Source organism: Paenibacillus qinlingensis, assembly GCF_031455095.1.
GTDB classification, from domain to species: domain Bacteria; phylum Bacillota; class Bacilli; order Paenibacillales; family NBRC-103111; genus Paenibacillus_E; species Paenibacillus_E qinlingensis_A.
This window is the reverse complement of sequence record NZ_JAVDSB010000014.1, coordinates 101,305-119,431: the sequence shown is the minus strand read 5'-3', so window position 1 is coordinate 119,431 and position 18,127 is coordinate 101,305. Positions and strand designations below refer to the sequence as shown.

The following is an 18,127-nucleotide window of genomic DNA, read 5'->3' as shown; positions in this document are numbered from 1 at the left end:
GGAAAGTGACCGGTGAGAAAACAATTTGCGATTATTGGGATGGGAAGATTTGGTTCAGCTATCGCTAAGACGTTATCACAACTAGGCTTTGAGGTTCTCGCAATCGATCAGGATGAAGAAACGGTTCAGGATGTTTCCGCCTATGTGACACACGCCGTTCAAGCAGATTCTACAGATGAGGAAGCTATGCGGGCGTTGGGGATTCGGAATTTTGACGTTGTGGTCGTGGCCATTGGGGAAGATATTCAAGCGAGCATTCTGACTACATTAATTCTGAAAGAAATGGGTATAGCTACAACGATCGTCAAGGCAGTTAACGACCTTCATGGCAAGGTGCTCAAAAAGATTGGCGCAGATAAAATCGTCTATCCAGAACGAGATATGGGGCAACGCGTTGCACATCATATGATTTCATCGAACATTATCGATTATATAGAGCTCTCTGCCGATTACAGTATTGTGGAAATGAAAGCATCCAAAGATATGGTTGGCAAAAGTCTGCGTGAACTCGACGTGCGTGCCAAATATGGCTGTAACGTGATTGCGGTTAAACATAACGAGCAGATGATCATTCCGCCGAGTGCAGAGGCACCGATTAAAGAAGATGATATTTTAGTTATTGTGGGTAAAAATTCGAGTCTTCAAAACTTTGAAGTCACTTTTGCAGAGTAGGTACATTTATGACAAATACATATATCGAAATCATGTCCGTTCAGAATGCCAGAGTCAAAGATTGGGCTCAGCTCTTAGAGCGGCGTGGTAGAGATAAGCAGGGCAAGTATATTATTGAGGGTTATCATTTAATTGAGGAAGCTTTGAAGGGTGGGGCGCAGGTGGAGATTATCCTATTTCTAGTGGAAAAAGGAAGCCCTGTAGAGCTTGTCACATTGGCTGGCGACCGTGCCGTTGAATGGATCGGCGTGAGCGCGGCAGTGTTGGCCAAGTGCTCGGACGCGCAGACCCCGCAGGGGGTCGTTGCCATCGTGGCGCGGCCGCTGCTGGGCATGGACGAGCTGCTTGCTGGCGAGCACGATCTGGTTGTGGTGCTGGACGGTGTCCAGGACCCGGGCAACCTCGGCACGATCATCCGCAGCGCGGATGCCGTCGGGGCCAAAGCAGTTGTCCTCGGCCGCGGCACGGTCGACTTGTACAATCCCAAGACGATCCGCTCGACGATGGGATCGATTTATCATCTGCCGATTGTGGAGGCAGATTTGGCGGAGCTGCTGCCGCAGGCGCGTGAGCGCGGCGTGCAGCTCGTGACGACGAGCCTGCAGGCGCAGGGCTCGTGCTACGACACGGACCTGCGGCAGCCGACGTGGCTGATCCTTGGCAACGAGGCCAAGGGCGTGTCGGAGGAAGTTGCTGCGCAGTCGGACGTGAAGGTTATTATTCCGATGCAGGGCAAAGCGGAATCGTTGAACGTTGCGATGGCGGCGACGGTTTTGTTGTTTGAGGCGGCGCGGCAGCGGATGTTGAAGTCGTAAAGGATGGTTCATGTGTGTGATGTGAGTTGTAATTTAATTTGTCACCGTTTGGAACGTAACTTTGTCATAGATTTTGAACGTAATTTTGTCACTACATAGACTAGACTAGTCCCGATGTGGCTTAAAACTTTGATACATCGGGATTTTTTTGTGTGGTACAAGTTGAGAATTTGCTTTTATTTAGAATGATAGCGAATAGAAGTTCGTGAATTTAGTCGTGAAAGTTTCTGAAATGACTGTTGTCATAAATCGTTATTTTCCAAGGAAGGCTTACATGAACATTATTGGCGAAAATATAAAAAGACTGTGAAAAATACACAACTTAAATCAAGTTGAGTTTTCTAATAGAATCGGGGTTTCTTAAGGGAGTCTAAGCGATATCGAAGTTGGTGGGAGGAGTGGTTATCCCTTTCATTAAGTTCTTGATTTAATAACGTAAACCGCTTCAGTCATACACCGAATCGGTTTACGTTGAACCTAATAAAAGTAAGATCTGAGGATGGAATGCGGTAAACATAATTCGTGGATAAGCTTCGGATATCTATATCAAAAATAGCAGTTTTCAATAAGACATAGAAATATTGGGATAGGTAATGTTTGGATCATATTTCTGATATTGATCCTCAAGTAATGCGAAGCTACAGGAATTATCTTTAAAAACTTTAATATCCTTACCTTTGCCGCTGATTACTTTTTGGTGAAGTTTATTTGCTTTATCGAGAACTTCATTTAGATTTTTTTTGATATAATCATATTCCTTATATAAAAGACGCTTGTAATCTTCTGTTTGTGTTTCGAAATCTATGTAGATAATTTCAGATTCTAGAGCTGGATGCATATTGTTAATTTTCAAACAAGAAATAATCTCTTCTGTAAAGCTTCCATTTTCTTGTTCCACTTGTTCTTTGATTTTGAATGTCATTTGGTTCTTCCATTTAGAACTGTATTGCGAGGTTAGCGGAATAATATAATTATGGCCATTAAGAACTACCCCAACAGCTACGCTTGGCCGACCTTTCCCGTCTTTAACACTTACTCTGACCCTATCATCTATTCCTCGTAAGTAGTTATTGTAGTTAGTGTTCATCCAAAAAAATTTAACTTTTCCTTCTTCGAAAATTGTTACAGGCTGTGGTGTAGTATCAGCTACGACCATTGTTTCATTCGCTTTTGTCATATGGAAAAATTTCCCCCTCGAACATAAAAGAAAAGACAGCTTACGCTGTCTTTTCCAAATCTTATCGAGCACATTTCGTATCTTACGATACAGGATGTACAACTCCCATCTTATCGAGCACATTTCGTATCTTGCGATACAGGATGTACAACTCCCATCTTATCGAGCACATTTCGTATCTTAGCGATACAGGATGTACAACTCCCATCTTATCGAGCACATTTCGTATCTTAGCGATACAGGATGTACAACTCCCAGACGAGGGTAATTACTTACCCTTTAATGTATTATAAGTATATGCAGTAAGCGATATTCTGTCAAGCGAACAGCAATTTTTGGGTTTACCTGACCTCTTATAAATTTTCTATATCAAACGAATATCTAAAAATAATTTTCATTAAATAAGCAAATTATAATCTAAACATGTGCTTTATGAACAGTCAGCCTCTAGCCTTATGGCGCGTGTCGCGCAATTTACCGGTAATATCGAGGATCGATCGACTAATTACGATTATGAATGTCTGCTCCGTGGGTTCAAGGCTAACTGTAGTTGAACGTAAACGGTAGTTACCGACTAGGGACGATCCAAATAAATTCACAGCAGCACCGTTAAAATGACTAATGAAGTCATAGGTTACGATATTAGACACTGATTCGGTTACGCTATCGGAGAACGTTTGTTGAACGGTTGACTATTGTGATAAGTCCAAAAATAAACAGGATAATTCCGATAAAAGGAATTAATCACTTCAAACAGATGCAATCTAATATGCATATTGTTTTTCTTTTATCCGAAGCTTTAAGGCAATTAAAAGATGTTGGAGTTAGTAAAGTCCGACTAACTGTAGATAGTACTAATGAAGTTGCTAAGTCGTTATATAAAAAATTAGGTTTTGTCCATGAATATAAAAGAACAAACCTTGTATTACATTTTAAATCTAGCCGTTGAACTAACGGAGAACCGAGGGAGTTCAATATACATACCGCAGCAGCCGGTCATGACAACCGACTGCCGTTTCCACACTAACGGGAGTTTAGTGTGATATTTGGTTGAATGTGTCTAATTTAATCAGTTGGAAATAATAACTTCATCATCAAAGTAAATGTGAGTTGTAATTCAGTTTCTCACCGAAATTTACACAACTAAAAAAAATCCCGATGTGGCTCCCAGCCTAGATACATCGGGATTTTTATTATTGTCTCTCAAACATTTCGGCACTCTTACCAGAGAAATAAGGAACCATTAAAGCACAAACGAGCGCTAGCAAAATTAATAGCATAAATGCCCCTCCATGAATCTCCTTTACCGATAACGCCAATATAAGCAAGAGTATCTTGGAAGCATTCAGGAAGCATTCACGCCATAAAAAAATATGAGCTTGTTGAATGGCTGTTTGCTTCGTAATCACTCTGAATTGTCGCGTGTTCCATACCGTCCCAAAATAAAACATACCGATGGTAGTTAAAATGTTTGACATGATAAGCAGGGGGGCTTTAGGTAACGATGGCAGAAGAATACCAACGGAAACAAAAATCATTCCGATGGTGAGCCAAGTCCCCTCACGAACTTTCATACGCTTATACATGAACATCGCCCCCATGGCGAAGCAAGCATTCAGTACATTCAGTATCGCAATAACCAATTTATCCTGGGAGACGGTGAATGTAAACACTAGCGAAAACAAAACTTGAAACTGCAAAAATATACCCGTTGCCATAAAGGACGGAACCATCCAACGCAGGGAGCTGCTGGAGAACACCAGCCGAAATTGAATGCCGCGGAACAGTCGCTCCGATTCTCCGGCGAGGGTAATGGAAGGGATATGGAATGAAACCAGTAGTAAGATACCGACAAACACCATCAATAGTAGAAAGGAGCCAGAGTAACCAATCCATTTGATAATAAGAGCAAAGGCTATCGGATTAACGATGGAGACAAGCTGGTTAATAATATTGGCTATCGAAAAAAATTGCTCGAAATCCTTCCCTTTCCCATACATGCTCAATGTAATGTTCTGTGTTACGGCATATAATCCCCACATGATACCGATCGGCATGGAGATAATCGTGATCCAGAGAAGTCGGTTATCCAATTCCAGTACCGATAAAAGCAGGAAAACGATGGCTCCGCAGAACGCATTGATTCGAATCAATACACGGGTCGAGTAGTTGGTTAATAATCTGTATCCACCCGCAAACCCCAATGTCCAAGTGATAAACATGATGAGATTGAACCAAACCACCTCGGAGATGCTGTTATTCTTTTCCCATATAAATAAATTGACGAAAATACCAATGTAGTTAAAAATAACTATCGAAACTGCATTCATGAGCAGTAATCGTTTCATGTGACTGTTCATTTTTACCCTTTCACAGCCCCGTTAAAAATGCCACCCGCCATATTTCGTTGAAACAAAATGAAAAACAAAATGGATGGAATCATGATAACCGCAATCCCGGCAAAAACAAGGGTATCGTTCGACCCTTCATGGGCTGTCAGCAGCGTGATACCTACTTGTACAGTTCGCATTTCTGTCTTGGTCGTAACGAGCAACGGCCACAAGTAAGCGTTCCACACACCGACGAACGATGACAAGCCAAGGGAAATAATTATTGGTAAGGAAACAGGGATACAGATTCTGGCATAGAACCGCAAGTCGCTGCAGCCATCCAAAAACGCGGCTTCCCGCAAAGTGCCCGATACCGTTTTGAAGTATTGGCGAAACATGAATACCTGCGTAGCGGATACGAAGAACACAATCATAATGCCCAGGTAGCTGTTTAATAGGTGCAGCTTGCTGACAGTAATAAAGTTAGAGATCAGCAAGGCTTCCGAAGGGGTCATCATCGTGCCAAGAATAAAGAAAAATAAGAAATTGCTTCCGGGAAATTTTAAAAAGGCAAAGGCGTAGGCAGCCAAGCTGGATAGAATGAGCCGTACTACGGTAACGACAAGCGCTATGAAGAATGAATTCCACATGAAGCGCAAAATTCGGGTTTCGAACAAAACGGTGCGGAAATTGTCCAAATAGGCAAAGCTATGCGGCAGGATCGAAGGTGGAAATGCCCCGAACTCGCTTTCCGTTTTGAATCCAGCCATGATCGCATAAAAAATTGGAAATGCTACGATCAAACCCAACAGCAGTTTGAGGGCAGCGCCTATGTAAAGTTTCAAATTTCGATTGTAGGTCATTCGTACACCACCCCTTTTTTCTCATACAGAAAGTTGATCAACAAGAAGATAAACGTGAGGATAAAGGCACAAATGCTTGCAGTGCTTGCAAGTGAGTAGTTAACACTGCGGAACCCGGATGTGTAAATATAATAAATGAGAGTCGACGTAGCGCCGAGCGGACCGCCTTTCGTTAAGATCATAACAGGGGCAACCATGGTTAACCCGACAATGATCTGTGTACATACAACAAAGAATAAGGTAGGCGATATCAGAGGTAATGTAATGCGGAACGTTTTTGTCCAATAACTAGCACCATCCATTTCAGACGATTCCAACAAATCCTGTGGAACATTGCGCACCGCAGCCAGCATAAGCAGGAAGTCGAACCCGATATGAGTCCAGACCATCGGGATCACCAGAGAAGGGAGCGCCCACGTCTGGTCGTGCAGCCATTTGATATCTGTTGTATTTTGCATGAGGCCAAGTAAGTTTAGCAGGTAATTTAAGAGTCCAGAATGCGCATAAAATTGTTCGAAAATTAAACAAGTTACTGCCATGGAAACACCCATTGGAATGCTATACAGCAGTTGATTAGTTTTGGCAAACAGACTCTTCGGAGCCGCAATTAGGGCGAGCAGCAATGGACAGATAATGGCAAGCGGTACATACATAGCTGTAAATTTTAACGTAACAAGCAGCGCGTTGATAAAATCTTGTCTGCCGAACAGGTTTATATAATTATCCAAACCGACGAACCTAATGATTTTGCCTTGTGCATTAACACTAGATAAACTGTAGATGAAGGTACGTAAGAATGGAAAGTAATCGAAGACGAGGATAAACGGGATGATGGGCAGGATGAACAAATAAGCCTTCCATATATCTTTTCTGCGCTTGCGCTTGCGAGTTACCGTGTGGGGCAACGATGGAATACTACTGGTAATTGGCGAAGACACTAATTTGGCCATGAGACGATAACCCTCCGAACATTTGTAATAGGTGGTCGAAGGCTCAATTAATTTGGAACGTTCCAAAAATAATAGGCACTTCTCCGATTTTCAACCAATTATGGCCCCTCAAACAAGCAGCCTGGCAACACAAGATCATATTACATCACACTAAAAAAAGTTGTCAATTGGCTGGGGGAGATTTAACATAGAGTTAATCTACGGTTAACAATTCGCATGAGTTGGTCATATATATTGGAAAATAGTTAGGAATAGCAGGATATTCGACGGGAGGATTTTATGGGTGTCACAATAATGGATATTGCGATGGAAGCTGGTGTGTCCAAAAGCACAGTTTCTTTGGTCATAAACGGGAGTAATTTAGTCAAGCTGGAAACGAGATACAAGGTACTGCAAGCCATTCACAAACTGGGCTATGTACCTAATATGGTTGCAAGGGCACTAACGACAAGTAAAAAAGGGACATTCGGGTTGATCTTTGTAACCTCCGGAGAGGAAAATCTGTCTTACGGGTTCGATTCAATTCCCGAAACACTGCTGTTCGATGTCAGCTTCGGCATCAATGAAGGATTGAAAAATACAGATTATACGTTGCTAACCGAACGTTTTTCCATGCGTGATAAGCTGCCGAACATTGTCAAAAACAAACGTGTAGACGGGGTATTTATCATTGGTGGCTTGTTCGACAGTCAATTTATTGAGAGTCTCCGAAAGGAAAATATATTCGTCGTCATTATTGGCCGTACGTATGAGGGCGTCGATTCCGTATCCGTCAATGCTTATCAGATCGGTTATCTTGTCGCTAAGCATTTGCTGGAAAAAGGACACAACAACATCGCTTTTGTGAATGGGCCTATAGATAATGTGAATTCCATAGAAAAACTGGCGGGTTTTACAGCAGCCTTTAACGAGGAAAGCCACCTTGGAGAGAAACAAATGCATGTTATTCATGCTGCGTATACAGGCAGGGGCGGATACGATGCGATGAATGAGTTGTGGGAAAAAGGAATTAGGCCTGATGCGGTTTTTGGCGGGAGCGATGGGATCACCATGGGAATTATTCGATATTTGTACAAGCAAGGCGTGCGGATACCGGAAGATATCTCCGTCATGGGTTACGAAGAATCCATCATTACTGCGCATTCACCATTGGCGTTGACCATCATCGATGGACATAAAAGGCAGCTGGGTGAAGCGGCATGCCTTGCGATGCTGAATCGCATGCATAATAAGAATGCCCAAGAGGTTTCTTTAAAGCTGGAACCTACATTAATTGAGCGCAATTCGGTAAGGGATTTACATATTCACCGCCAAATGTAAGTTGTTGGCGGTGAAATTCACAATTTATTTACTTCCAGTTAACGAAAATCGGTTTATTCAAAGGGAGTAATAGTGATAAGTTGGATAAGAGTGAACGGAATAAAGTAGCTATCGGAAAAATTTCAACCGTTCCAAAAATGAAAAATGACTAGGAGGTCTGACCATGCGCTTGGCAACAATGACAAGTTTGTTTAGAGAACGAAGAGAAGAAGACGCGCACATTGGATACGAGGAATCGATCCAAAGGTGCAAAAATGCCGGTTTCTCCGTCCTAGACCTCAACATGTGCGCGATGATTCACAATAAAACCGAACTGAACGGTCCCGATTGGGAAGTCGCGCTTTACCGAATGAAAGAAGCAGCTGAGAAGGCCGGTGTTGAATTTTGCCAGTCCCATCCGCCTTACTTGCCTGGGAGCAAACTTTACCCTGCCGGATCGGAAGAGGAAGCATTCTTCAACGAGATTACCCGTCGTTCTTTAATCGCAAGCAGCGTTCTGGGTGTGAAAGCGGCGGTCTTTCATCCCTTAACGGCAATGAATTTGGATGAGCATAACCTAGAAGCTAATCTCAGGCTGAACCATCAAGTGTATGACCCCATCATGGAACAAGCGGCGAAATTGAATGTCCATGTGGCATTTGAAAACATGTTCGATGCCAATGGTCATCGACGTTTCGGAGTAACAGCCGAAGAGTTGATTGCTTTGGTTGACTCCTACAATGATCCTCGCGTCGGCGTATGTTGGGATATCGGACACGCTAACCGCGTATATGGAAGTCAGCTTCGCCCGATTCGACTGTTAGGCAAGCGGATTATCGCGTTGCATGTGGATGACAACCAAGGATTGGCAGATGATCACTTACTTCCTTTCCACGGGAATATCGACTGGGAATCCATAATGCCATTATGGAAGGAAATTGGGTATCAAGGCGATTTCGTATACGAAATTAAAATAAATAACAGTATGCCAGAGAAATTAAAGGATTTGACGGCGGGCTATACCTATCAAGTCGGTCAATATTTACTGTCGCTGGCATAAACAGAATATACCAATAGGAGTGGAGATTGAACCATGTATAACAAGTTGAAAACTTTATTAATGTTGAGCGTATGCATCTCCGTTATGACAGCATGTGCTGCCAAGGAAGAACAAGAAACTACGCCAGTGTCGAGTGCTCTGACACAAGAAAGCTTATTGCCGAGCGCTCCTGTAAAGGTTGATTTTTGGCACTCTATGACGGGTGCAGCCGCGGCGAATATTGAAAGTACGGCCAAAGAATATAATGAAACGGTCGGCAAGGCTAAAGGCATCACGATAACGCCAGTTTTTCAGGGAACTTATGACGAAGCAGCAACCAAGCTGGCGGCTGTTCTTCGATCGGGTTCGCAGCAAGAATTACCAGATATTATGCAGCTCAGCTCTAAAGGGATTTTCGATGTGAAGGATTCTAAATTTATTGTCCCTGTCCAAAACTTTATGGATAAGGATAAGTCCGGATTGAACGCAAGCGACTTAAACCCGAATGCGTTGCAATACGCGAAATACAATGACAAAATGCTCGGATTGCCATTCTCGAATTCCTCCATCATGTTGTACTATAACAAGAATCATTTCCGCAGCGCAGGGCTGGATCCGGAAAATCCACCGAAAACACTGGAAGAGCTGGCAAAAGCGGTGGATGCACTTAAAGTGAAAAACGGGGACAAAATCGAACGCTACGGTATTAGCGCACAGCTGCGCTTTTTCTTACTCGGGACGTGGATTCCGATGCAAGGAGAGAATAAATATATTTTTGATAAGGAAGAAGGACGGACAGGTACGCCTAGCGCAATGACGATGACAAGTGACGGCACGTTGAAAACATTGTTGACCGAATGGCAGAAAGTACTTGCTACCGGAGGTGCTGAATTTACGGATGCGGCGCCAACGAAAGGATTTCAGTCTGGGTTGTATTCAATGATTCCAGCATCTACAGCGTCGATGGGTGGATTTAAGAAGGATATTATTGACGCAGGCTTGTTTGACGTAGGGGTTGCAGAATTACCACGCGTTAACGCGGCGAGCACGAGCGGTACGGGTATCGGCGGCTCTGCTGTCTATCTGTTTGACCGGGCCAATAAAGATAGCTTACTGGGAGCATGGGATTACTTGAAATATCTAGCAACCCCAGAGGTGTCAGCGAAATGGTTTATGAATACAGGCTATTATCCGATGAATACGAAAGCTATGGAGTTGACAGAAACGAAGGAATTTTTGGTGAAAAATCCGCAGTTCAATATCATCAAAAAAATCAGCGATAATTCAAAAAATTACAAGAAATACTTGGAGCCTTGGATCCCTTCCTTTACGGACGTAGATCGCATTGTACAGGATGAAATAGTTCGCTTTAGCAAAGGCACTCAAGATGTAGACAAGACGATTGCCAATATAGACTCCAAATCCAAACAGATGCTGAATGACTGGCGGCAAGCGAATCCGCAGTAGGGGGCGAGCGTCATGCACACAGGGCAATTAACTTTTTTTGGCGGAGTAGGTGAATACGGAGGCGTACAGGTTCTCTACGGAAAAGGTGAACAGGCTGTCCTCTTCGATTTTGGTGTCGAGCACAGCAGCCTGCTGTTCCCCAAACAGTTGACGCTGTACGAGCCTGTAGGAGCATCACCCGGCCGTGAGCTGCGGCAGTTCTTGCTTGGCGGAATGACCGCTCCGCTAGTTCAGCTTTACGACCCGCAGCATATGAAGGATCTGGATATGGCGAAGGTACGCCGTTCGTGGGGTAACATTGATTTTCCGCATTACGAGGGAATTCGTTTATTTATTGGCCATATGCATACGGATCATATGGCCATTCTACCTTACGCCAACCCGAATATTCCCGTATATATGAATCACGATGCTCATTCCCTGTACCAGGGTATGGTTGCAGGGGGCCATTCTTTCGATACGGCTGCGCGGATTATGGTGTGCGACGATTTGAGTGTCGTCGATTTCGGCGAATTTACGATGCAGATCGTCGAGATGGACCATAATTCTACAGGAACGGCGGGTATTATTATTGACGGCGGCGACCACACCATCGCTTATACAGGAGATTGGCGGAAACAAGGCAAGCACTCGGAACGGATAGACCGATTCATCGAGCTTTGCCGTGAGAAGCAGATTGACCTCTTAATTACGGAAGGCACGCGTCTTGCAGCGGATCCGTCTGCTGTGTTGTCCAACCAGATGACGGAAGTCGAGCTATTGTCTCGGTATGCCGATATTGTTGATGAAGCGGAGGGACTCATTTATCTGCAAATGTCACCCCGGGATCTGGAGCGAATGGCGGACATGATGGCCATTGCAGTGGAAAAAGGGCGGAAGGTTGTCATGGACGCTTCTCATGCGGTCATCTGGCATAGGGCCAATCAAGAAGGCCTGCGTATTCTAGAAGGGCATCCCGCACTTGGCGTAGATATTCTAATCGTCGACGCGACAGTGACAGACAAGTTGCAGGTGCCTAACAAGACGATTTCCTTGGAGGAAATGGCCGAACGGAAAAACGACTATGTCTACTTTTACAAATTTCCCGATCTTGCCCATATGATTGAATTGGAAACGCTCGGTGATTCGCAGGGGGGTTCACATTTCATTCAGTCCGATTATAGCGTTAAAGTCGATCATGCTGATGTGGCGAAATATTTGAAAACATTCGGAATTACTGGCCATTCGTTGTGCAACGGTGGGCACGCGCATCCCGAAGCTATCGCCGATATGATCGAGCGAATAGCTCCTAAAGCAGTTATTACGCTGCACAGCCGCCACCCAAGGTCGCAAGATACGAGAGGAATCAACGCCTATTTTCCGCAAAAGGGAGAGACGGTGACAGTGGCTTCGATCCTTGCTTCCACAACTATCTGAAAGAGAGAAAAACGATGACTACAATTACATTCGTCAGACACGGGATAACCGATCACAATATCGAGAAGAGAGCACAGGGCCATACGCAAAATCCGTTGAATGAAACGGGTATAGCGCAAGCTGCTTTAGTTGCCAAACGGCTCTCTGAAGAGCAGTGGGACGTTTTTATCTCCAGTGATTTAAGAAGAGCCCGAGAAACAGCGGAAATTATTTCGATCGCAATCGGCAAGCCGGTTGACTTATTCGATGTGCGACTGCGTGAAATGGATAGAGGATTAATTGCCGACACAATTGAAGCTGAACGAGTTGCACGATGGGGAGAGAACTGGAACGAGCTCGATATGGGGCAGGAAACCCATGAGTCCATGCGTGCGCGCGGAATCGACTTTGTTCAGGACATAGCTTCTCGGTATGTTGGCCAAAAGGTACTTGTCGTCACGCATGGTTATTTTCTTGGAGAAACCCTTAAGGAATTAATGAAGGACGAGTCAACGGGTAACGAATTGCGCAATACGTCCGTCACGACGATTACTCATAACGGCGAGAAGCCGGAGTATGTGCTATATGATTGTGTCAGACACTTGTCAGAGGATTAATCACATATTGAGGAGCGTGTTATTGTGAAAACAAGGTTGAGAATGAAGCTTGCATGGGTTGTCTTATTTTGTATGAGTTTACTTATGTTCAATGCGCAATCATTTGCTGCTGCTCCTGCTGAAGCTGGCGTTTATTTTATCAACCTTGGTCAAAAAGGAAATGCTACCCTAATTAAAACAATTAGCGGTACTACGGCAAGCTATGGGTTGGTTGACACGGGAACGAGTGGAGATTACACAACTTATGTAGCGCCCTATTTAACATCTGTACTTGGATCGACCAAATTGTCTTTTATCGCTTTCTCTCATATGCATGGGGATCATGCAGGGGGTGCCGAAGCGGCCATCGCAAGTTTTGAAGATGCCAACACGACACTCTATTTAAAGGACGCAGCAGATCCGGCCTCATCGTATTCCGGTGAAGCCAGTATTGCTAACAGAGCGAATGCGATCATTGCTGCCGCTAAAGTTAAAAACATGGCGATCGGTAAAATAAAGCCGTATGAAGCCTTCGATAATGATGTTGGATCCTTATCGGAGCTTAGAGGTTTATCCGCTAATAAGTTCAAGGCGAAGATTGAGAAGTTTACCAAAAATGCACAAGGCAGTTACGTATCTGTTGGCATGTATGACACGATCACTTTTGGTAAATTTACGATGACCTGGTTTAATGGAAACGACTGGAATCACGAGTCTATCATAGAACAATTGTCATCCGACAAATGGGATGAAAACTTGAACGCAACAACCTTGTTGTTAAAGTGCACAACAAGTACGGGAACCAATTTCAGAACATACTTGGGCGCTGATGTAGGTGAGAATAGTAATCAAAATTATTCTTACGAAGTTGGTAAAAAAATAGAAGAAATCGTAGGGAATATTAGCGTTTATCAGGTTGCGCATCATGGCTTCTATTTTAGTCTCATGCCGGGTTCGATTGCTAGCACCATCAATCCGAAGTACGCGATTGTTACGAATAGCTATAATGACATCGTGAATGCTTATTACGATAACCATAATATCACGAACCCGACTTCTGCAGATTTAACAGACGCAACCAGCACGCTGAAGGAAACTTTGAATAGTACAGTTCTGCAGAAAATGTACTTTTTAAGTGGAAAAGGCGGAGGGACGGATAATAGAATTATTGATGCTTTGAAGGCCAATAATTATGCACTGCTTAACTGGACTGGATCGACTATCAAATCAGGAAATGTTAATGTTGAATTTGGTGGTACGGATCTTACAATAACCCAACCGTAGAATCTCAAATTTAATTCATTTGTCGTAAAATTGTCACATAATTTCAATCCCGATGCGGCTCGAAGCCAGGATGCATCGGGATTTTTTGCGCAGCTTCGTGTTCGTAAATTTTCATTGACAACCAAGTAGGTGGGATATATAGTAATGACATTGATAATCATTATCACAGAAATGGTCGCGAAAAAGCGCAAAACAAAAAAGAAAAGGGCGGGAATATCCATGCTTACAAAACAAAAAATCGCATTCAAAACTTTACTTATTTCAGCTGCAATTATGATACCACTTGTTGGTTGTGCATCGGAGAAATCAGGCTCAACGCCTGATAGCGCAACGCCAGCAGCAACGCCAGTTGCGAGTGCTGCTGCTACTGCTGCGGCAACTACGGCAGATGCAACCAAATATCCACTCGTTATCAAGCATGCTTTTGGCGAAACGACAATTCCAAGCAAACCCAAACGCGTTGCTACGATTCAATGGGCTAACCATGATGTTGTACTTGCGCTAGGCGTTGTACCTGTAGGTTTCTCAGCGGCAAATTACGGCGTACAAGATAAAAGTGGACTTCTGCCTTGGACAGCTAAAAAGCTTAAGGAACTTAACGTAGATAAGCCTAACGTTTTCCAAGATACAGATGGCCTTAATTTTGAGGCTATTTCAGCTTCAAAACCGGATGTTATCCTTGCTGCCTACTCCGGTATCACACAAAAAGATTATGAAACACTTAGTAAAATCGCTCCCGTAGTCGCTTATGCAAAAAGCCCTTGGGTAACAACCTGGCGTGAGCAAGTCCTGTTTAATGCTACAGGCATGGGGATGAAAGCGGAAGGCGAAAAACTGATTAAGGATACCGAAGATCTAATCAAGAAAAAAGCTAGCGAGTACCCGCAGTTGAAAGGTAAAAAAGTTGCATTTACCAACTTCTCCGCGAAGGATCTGTCCAAAATTAATATCTATACAGCTGCTGACCCTCGTGGTGCTTTCTTGATTGAGCTAGGCATGGTTTACTCGGATGGCGTTACGAAAAAAATTACAGACCCTACCGCTTACAACTTAAAATTAAGTTCTGAAAATGCGGATGCACTTAACGATGCGGATATCTTAATCGGATATGGAGATGACGCTTTATTACAAGCCGTTAAAGCAGATCCTATTCTTGGTAAAATTCCAGCGGTTCAAAAAGGTGCTGTTGTGATGATTGGTAACGGTACACCTCTGGCAGCTTCCGGAAATCCAAATCCACTTTCAATCTCTTATACGATTGATGAATACTTGAAATTAATCGCAGCAGCAGTTAAATAAACCCATGAATCGTTCATCGGTTTCAGACAGCACACAACTAAACTCGCATATTCCAAAGCATTTTGTGTCAGTCCTACTAATCTGTCTAATCTTGCTTGTCGTTTGTGTAATTACATCGCTAGCTTTCGGCTCTCGAGTGGTGAAATTACAAGATGTATTTGATGGTTTATTTCACCCCAATGTCGACTCCTACGGGGCAAGCATAGTTCAAAAACGGTTCTCACGAACCGTTTTTGGTTTGTTTTGCGGTGCAGCACTTGGTGTTTCTGGCGCGCTTATGCAAGCGGTCACGCGTAACCCCATTGCTGATCCGAGCATACTTGGGGTGAACACAGGCGCATCGTTATTCGTCGTTTGCGGCATTGCCTTCTTCAACATTTCGACGGCTAATCAATATATTTGGTTGGCTTTAGCCGGAGCGGCACTTACTGCGATTTTCGTATTTGGAATCGGCTCAATGGGGCGTGGCGGTGCCACACCCATCAAGCTTCTTTTGGCAGGGGCTGCCACAAGTGCCGCCCTATCTTCGTTGGTCAGTGCGATTATGGTGCCACGCTCTTATGTCATGGATCAATTCAGGTTCTGGTCAGTTGGCAGCGTAGGCTCAGCTACTTGGGATACTGTCGCTACGTTTACCCCGTTTCTGATCATAGGCCTATTGGTCGGCATTATTTCTGGCCCTGCACTCAATGCGTTAGCACTGGGAGATGAACTTGCGACCGGCTTGGGTATTCGAACAGGCACATTACGGTTTATTGCAGCCTTTGCAGGGGTTATTCTGTGCGGCGCAACGACTGCTCTCGCTGGGCCCATTGGATTTATCGGGCTTATCTCGACACATGTCATTCGCCTCATACTTGGTCCTGACTTGCGTTTCGTTATTCCCATGTCAGCCCTCTCAGGAGCCATCATTCTGACCATATCCGATGTCATCGGCCGGCTTGTCGGCAGCCCTGGAGAGCTCGAAGTTGGTGTCGTCACTGCGTTTATTGGAGCTCCAATACTAATCATTCTAGCGATGAAATCGAAAGTGCGTTCATTATGACAAATACTTCTATTGCATTTATTATGTCGGGAAGACGTCAAAGACGTCGGCGATGGGTCCTTGTTACTAGCATACTTGCCTTACTCTCCTTCGCCCTTTGCTGTGCCATGCTTTTACTGGGGACTACTTTTTACCCGGTGAAAGATGTCATTCGCGTGCTCATGGGGGAAGAGCTTCAAGGTGTGTCATTTGCGATCAATACCGTACGTTTACCGAGAATGTTAGCAGGTCTTTTTGCCGGATTTGCTTTTGGAATTGCAGGAAATACCTTCCAGACGATGTTGCGTAACCCGCTTGCCAACCCAAATGTCATCGGCATCACCGCTGGTTCGAGCGCGGCAGCCGTTTTTTGCATCCTCGTCCTTCACGCGAATAACACGGTTGTTTCCGTCGCTTCCGTGATTGCCGGGCTGGCTACTGTTTTGTTCATTTATGTGTTGTCCAGAGGAAAAATATTTTCGATCGGGCGATTAATTCTGATCGGCATAGGGATACAAGCTATGCTGGACTCTGTCATCTCTTATCTGTTACTGGTTGGTGCACAGCAAGATTTACCTGCAGCGTTCAGATGGCTTAGCGGCAGCCTCAATGGCGTTCAATTGTATGAACTTCCGCCTCTGATCATAACGGTACTGATCTTCTCACCTCTCCTTATCGTGCTCGGCAAACATCTGAGCCTGCTGGAGCTTGGCGAGCAATCGGCAACAACATTAGGTGTAAACACAGACATGACAAGAATTGCCTTAATTCTAAGTGCCGTCTTCCTGGTTGCTCTTGCTACAGCTACAACGGGGCCAATCGCCTTTGTCGCTTTCCTTTCAGGACCGATTGCTAAAAGATTAGTCGGGGTTGGTTTCTCAAACGCAATTCCGGCAGGTCTAGTTGGCGTTAGTTTAGTTTTGGCATCAGACCTCATCGGGCAATTCGCTTTCGAAACCAGATTCCCTGTGGGTATCATAACCGGAATTCTCGGAGCACCGTATCTGATCTTTTTGCTAATCCGAATGAATCGAAAGGGAGATTTATAATGAAGCCGACACACCTTTTTCAAGCCGATCAAACCGTCTCAGGCTATGATCATAAAACAATCATCCAAGGCGTCAGTCTAGTTATTCCCAGTAACAAAGTCAGCGTTATTATTGGAGCCAACGCTTGTGGCAAGTCTACGCTTCTCAAAACACTGGCAAGACTCATTAAGCCGGAATCAGGAAATATTACCCTGGATGGAAAACAAATTGATAAAATTCCGCCGAAGCAATTGGCTCGTGTTTTGGGTCTGCTGCCGCAATCTCCCATTGTACCAGAAGGTATTTCCGTTGCGGATTTAGTGGGACGCGGTAGATTTCCGCATCAAGCGTTATTTAGCGGATGGAGCAAGAAAGACTATGAAGCCGTAGCCGAAGCCATGGAAATCATGAATATTACCGAACTTGCCAATGCCAATATTGATGAGCTTTCAGGTGGTCAAAGGCAGCGCGTCTGGATTGCAATGGCTCTTGCCCAACAAACGGATATTTTATTTCTGGATGAACCAACAACCTTTCTAGATATCACGTATCAAGTCGAGATTCTGGACCTGCTTACCGATCTTAACCGGAAATACGGGACGACGATTGTCATGGTTCTTCATGATATTAATTTGTCCGCGCGTTATGCCGACCATATTTTTGCTCTGTACAAAGGAACGCTTGTGGCAGAAGGAGAGCCCTCCCAAGTGATCACAAGCACCTTGGTGAAAGACATCTTCGGGCTTGATTGTGCGGTTATCGAAGACCCGGTTTCCGGTTCTCCTTTGGTCATACCCAAGGGGAGATATCACGTGAATCAGAATTAATACAAAGGCAACCAGCTCCTGCTGGTTGTTTTTTTATTGTTTCGCCTATTCATCTACTGATC

18 protein-coding genes are annotated in these 18,127 nt (G+C 44.3%); 13 read left to right on the top strand and 5 right to left on the bottom strand.

Annotation, left to right across the window (positions count from 1 at the left end; translation table 11 throughout):
* Positions 1-12: 12 nt before the first annotated feature.
* Positions 13-672 (top strand): potassium channel family protein, encoded by a 660-nt coding sequence (locus tag J2736_RS26540; protein WP_310501606.1) that lies wholly within the window; start codon positions 13-15, stop codon positions 670-672.
* A gap of 8 nt (positions 673-680) precedes the next feature.
* On the top strand, positions 681-1,487 hold the full coding sequence (locus J2736_RS26535) for a TrmH family RNA methyltransferase (RefSeq protein ID WP_310501605.1): 807 nt from the start codon (positions 681-683) through the stop codon (positions 1,485-1,487).
* Positions 1,488-2,049: 562 nt separating this feature from the next.
* Here J2736_RS26535 and J2736_RS26530 read toward each other — a convergent pair.
* A complete protein-coding gene (locus tag J2736_RS26530) occupies positions 2,050-2,664 on the bottom strand; it encodes a type III toxin-antitoxin system ToxN/AbiQ family toxin (RefSeq protein WP_310501604.1) in 615 nt (204 codons plus the stop codon).
* A 440-nt stretch (positions 2,665-3,104) separates the two neighbouring features.
* Positions 3,105-3,314: a hypothetical protein gene (locus J2736_RS26525; protein WP_310501603.1), complete on the bottom strand. Its 210-nt coding sequence runs from the start codon at positions 3,312-3,314 to the stop codon at positions 3,105-3,107.
* Between the two features lie 107 nt (positions 3,315-3,421).
* Here J2736_RS26525 and J2736_RS34350 point away from each other — a divergent pair, with 107 nt between their 5' ends.
* On the top strand, positions 3,422-3,613 hold the full coding sequence (locus J2736_RS34350) for a GNAT family N-acetyltransferase (RefSeq protein ID WP_397341655.1): 192 nt from the start codon (positions 3,422-3,424) through the stop codon (positions 3,611-3,613).
* A gap of 244 nt (positions 3,614-3,857) precedes the next feature.
* Here J2736_RS34350 and J2736_RS26520 read toward each other — a convergent pair whose 3' ends face one another.
* The 3 genes from J2736_RS26520 to J2736_RS26510 are packed head-to-tail and all read right to left on the bottom strand — an operon-like array spanning position 3,858 to position 6,807.
* Entirely contained in the window at positions 3,858-5,024 is a 1,167-nt protein-coding gene (locus tag J2736_RS26520; RefSeq protein WP_310501602.1) for an MFS transporter, read from the bottom strand.
* Positions 5,025-5,026: 2 nt separating this feature from the next.
* Positions 5,027-5,857, bottom strand: a complete 831-nt coding sequence (locus J2736_RS26515) for a carbohydrate ABC transporter permease (RefSeq protein ID WP_310501601.1) — start codon at positions 5,855-5,857, stop codon at positions 5,027-5,029.
* A complete protein-coding gene (locus tag J2736_RS26510) occupies positions 5,854-6,807 on the bottom strand; it encodes a carbohydrate ABC transporter permease (protein ID WP_310501600.1) in 954 nt (317 codons plus the stop codon). The genes J2736_RS26515 and J2736_RS26510 overlap by 4 nt, the downstream gene beginning before the upstream one ends.
* Before the next feature lie 279 nt (positions 6,808-7,086).
* Here J2736_RS26510 and J2736_RS26505 point away from each other — a divergent pair, with 279 nt between their 5' ends.
* The 10 genes from J2736_RS26505 to J2736_RS26460 all read left to right on the top strand — a co-directional run bounded on the left by J2736_RS26505 (position 7,087) and on the right by J2736_RS26460 (position 18,065).
* Positions 7,087-8,127, top strand: coding sequence for a LacI family DNA-binding transcriptional regulator (locus J2736_RS26505; protein ID WP_310501599.1), 1,041 nt, complete (start codon positions 7,087-7,089; stop codon positions 8,125-8,127).
* Positions 8,128-8,290: 163 nt separating this feature from the next.
* Positions 8,291-9,166 (top strand): sugar phosphate isomerase/epimerase family protein, encoded by an 876-nt coding sequence (locus tag J2736_RS26500; RefSeq protein WP_310501598.1) that lies wholly within the window; start codon positions 8,291-8,293, stop codon positions 9,164-9,166.
* A gap of 33 nt (positions 9,167-9,199) precedes the next feature.
* A complete protein-coding gene (locus J2736_RS26495; protein ID WP_310501597.1) occupies positions 9,200-10,612 on the top strand; it encodes an ABC transporter substrate-binding protein in 1,413 nt (470 codons plus the stop codon).
* Between the two features lie 12 nt (positions 10,613-10,624).
* Positions 10,625-12,028 carry an MBL fold metallo-hydrolase gene (locus J2736_RS26490; protein ID WP_310501596.1) on the top strand — a complete coding sequence of 468 codons (1,404 nt, stop codon included), beginning with the start codon at positions 10,625-10,627 and terminating at the stop codon, positions 12,026-12,028.
* Positions 12,029-12,042: 14 nt separating this feature from the next.
* Entirely contained in the window at positions 12,043-12,624 is a 582-nt protein-coding gene (locus J2736_RS26485) for a histidine phosphatase family protein (RefSeq protein ID WP_310501595.1), read from the top strand.
* Positions 12,625-12,648: 24 nt separating this feature from the next.
* Positions 12,649-13,887 carry a ComEC/Rec2 family competence protein gene (locus tag J2736_RS26480; RefSeq protein ID WP_310501594.1) on the top strand — a complete coding sequence of 413 codons (1,239 nt, stop codon included), beginning with the start codon at positions 12,649-12,651 and terminating at the stop codon, positions 13,885-13,887.
* A gap of 219 nt (positions 13,888-14,106) precedes the next feature.
* Positions 14,107-15,186 carry an iron-siderophore ABC transporter substrate-binding protein gene (locus tag J2736_RS26475; protein ID WP_310501593.1) on the top strand — a complete coding sequence of 360 codons (1,080 nt, stop codon included), beginning with the start codon at positions 14,107-14,109 and terminating at the stop codon, positions 15,184-15,186.
* Between the two features lie 4 nt (positions 15,187-15,190).
* Positions 15,191-16,231 carry a FecCD family ABC transporter permease gene (locus J2736_RS26470; protein ID WP_310501592.1) on the top strand — a complete coding sequence of 347 codons (1,041 nt, stop codon included), beginning with the start codon at positions 15,191-15,193 and terminating at the stop codon, positions 16,229-16,231.
* Complete coding sequence (locus J2736_RS26465) at positions 16,228-17,259, top strand: FecCD family ABC transporter permease (RefSeq protein ID WP_310501591.1); 1,032 nt, start codon at positions 16,228-16,230, stop codon at positions 17,257-17,259. Before J2736_RS26470 ends, J2736_RS26465 begins: the two co-directional genes overlap by 4 nt.
* On the top strand, positions 17,259-18,065 hold the full coding sequence (locus tag J2736_RS26460) for an ABC transporter ATP-binding protein (protein WP_310501590.1): 807 nt from the start codon (positions 17,259-17,261) through the stop codon (positions 18,063-18,065). The genes J2736_RS26465 and J2736_RS26460 overlap by 1 nt, the downstream gene beginning before the upstream one ends.
* The last annotated feature ends 62 nt before the right edge of the window (positions 18,066-18,127 follow it).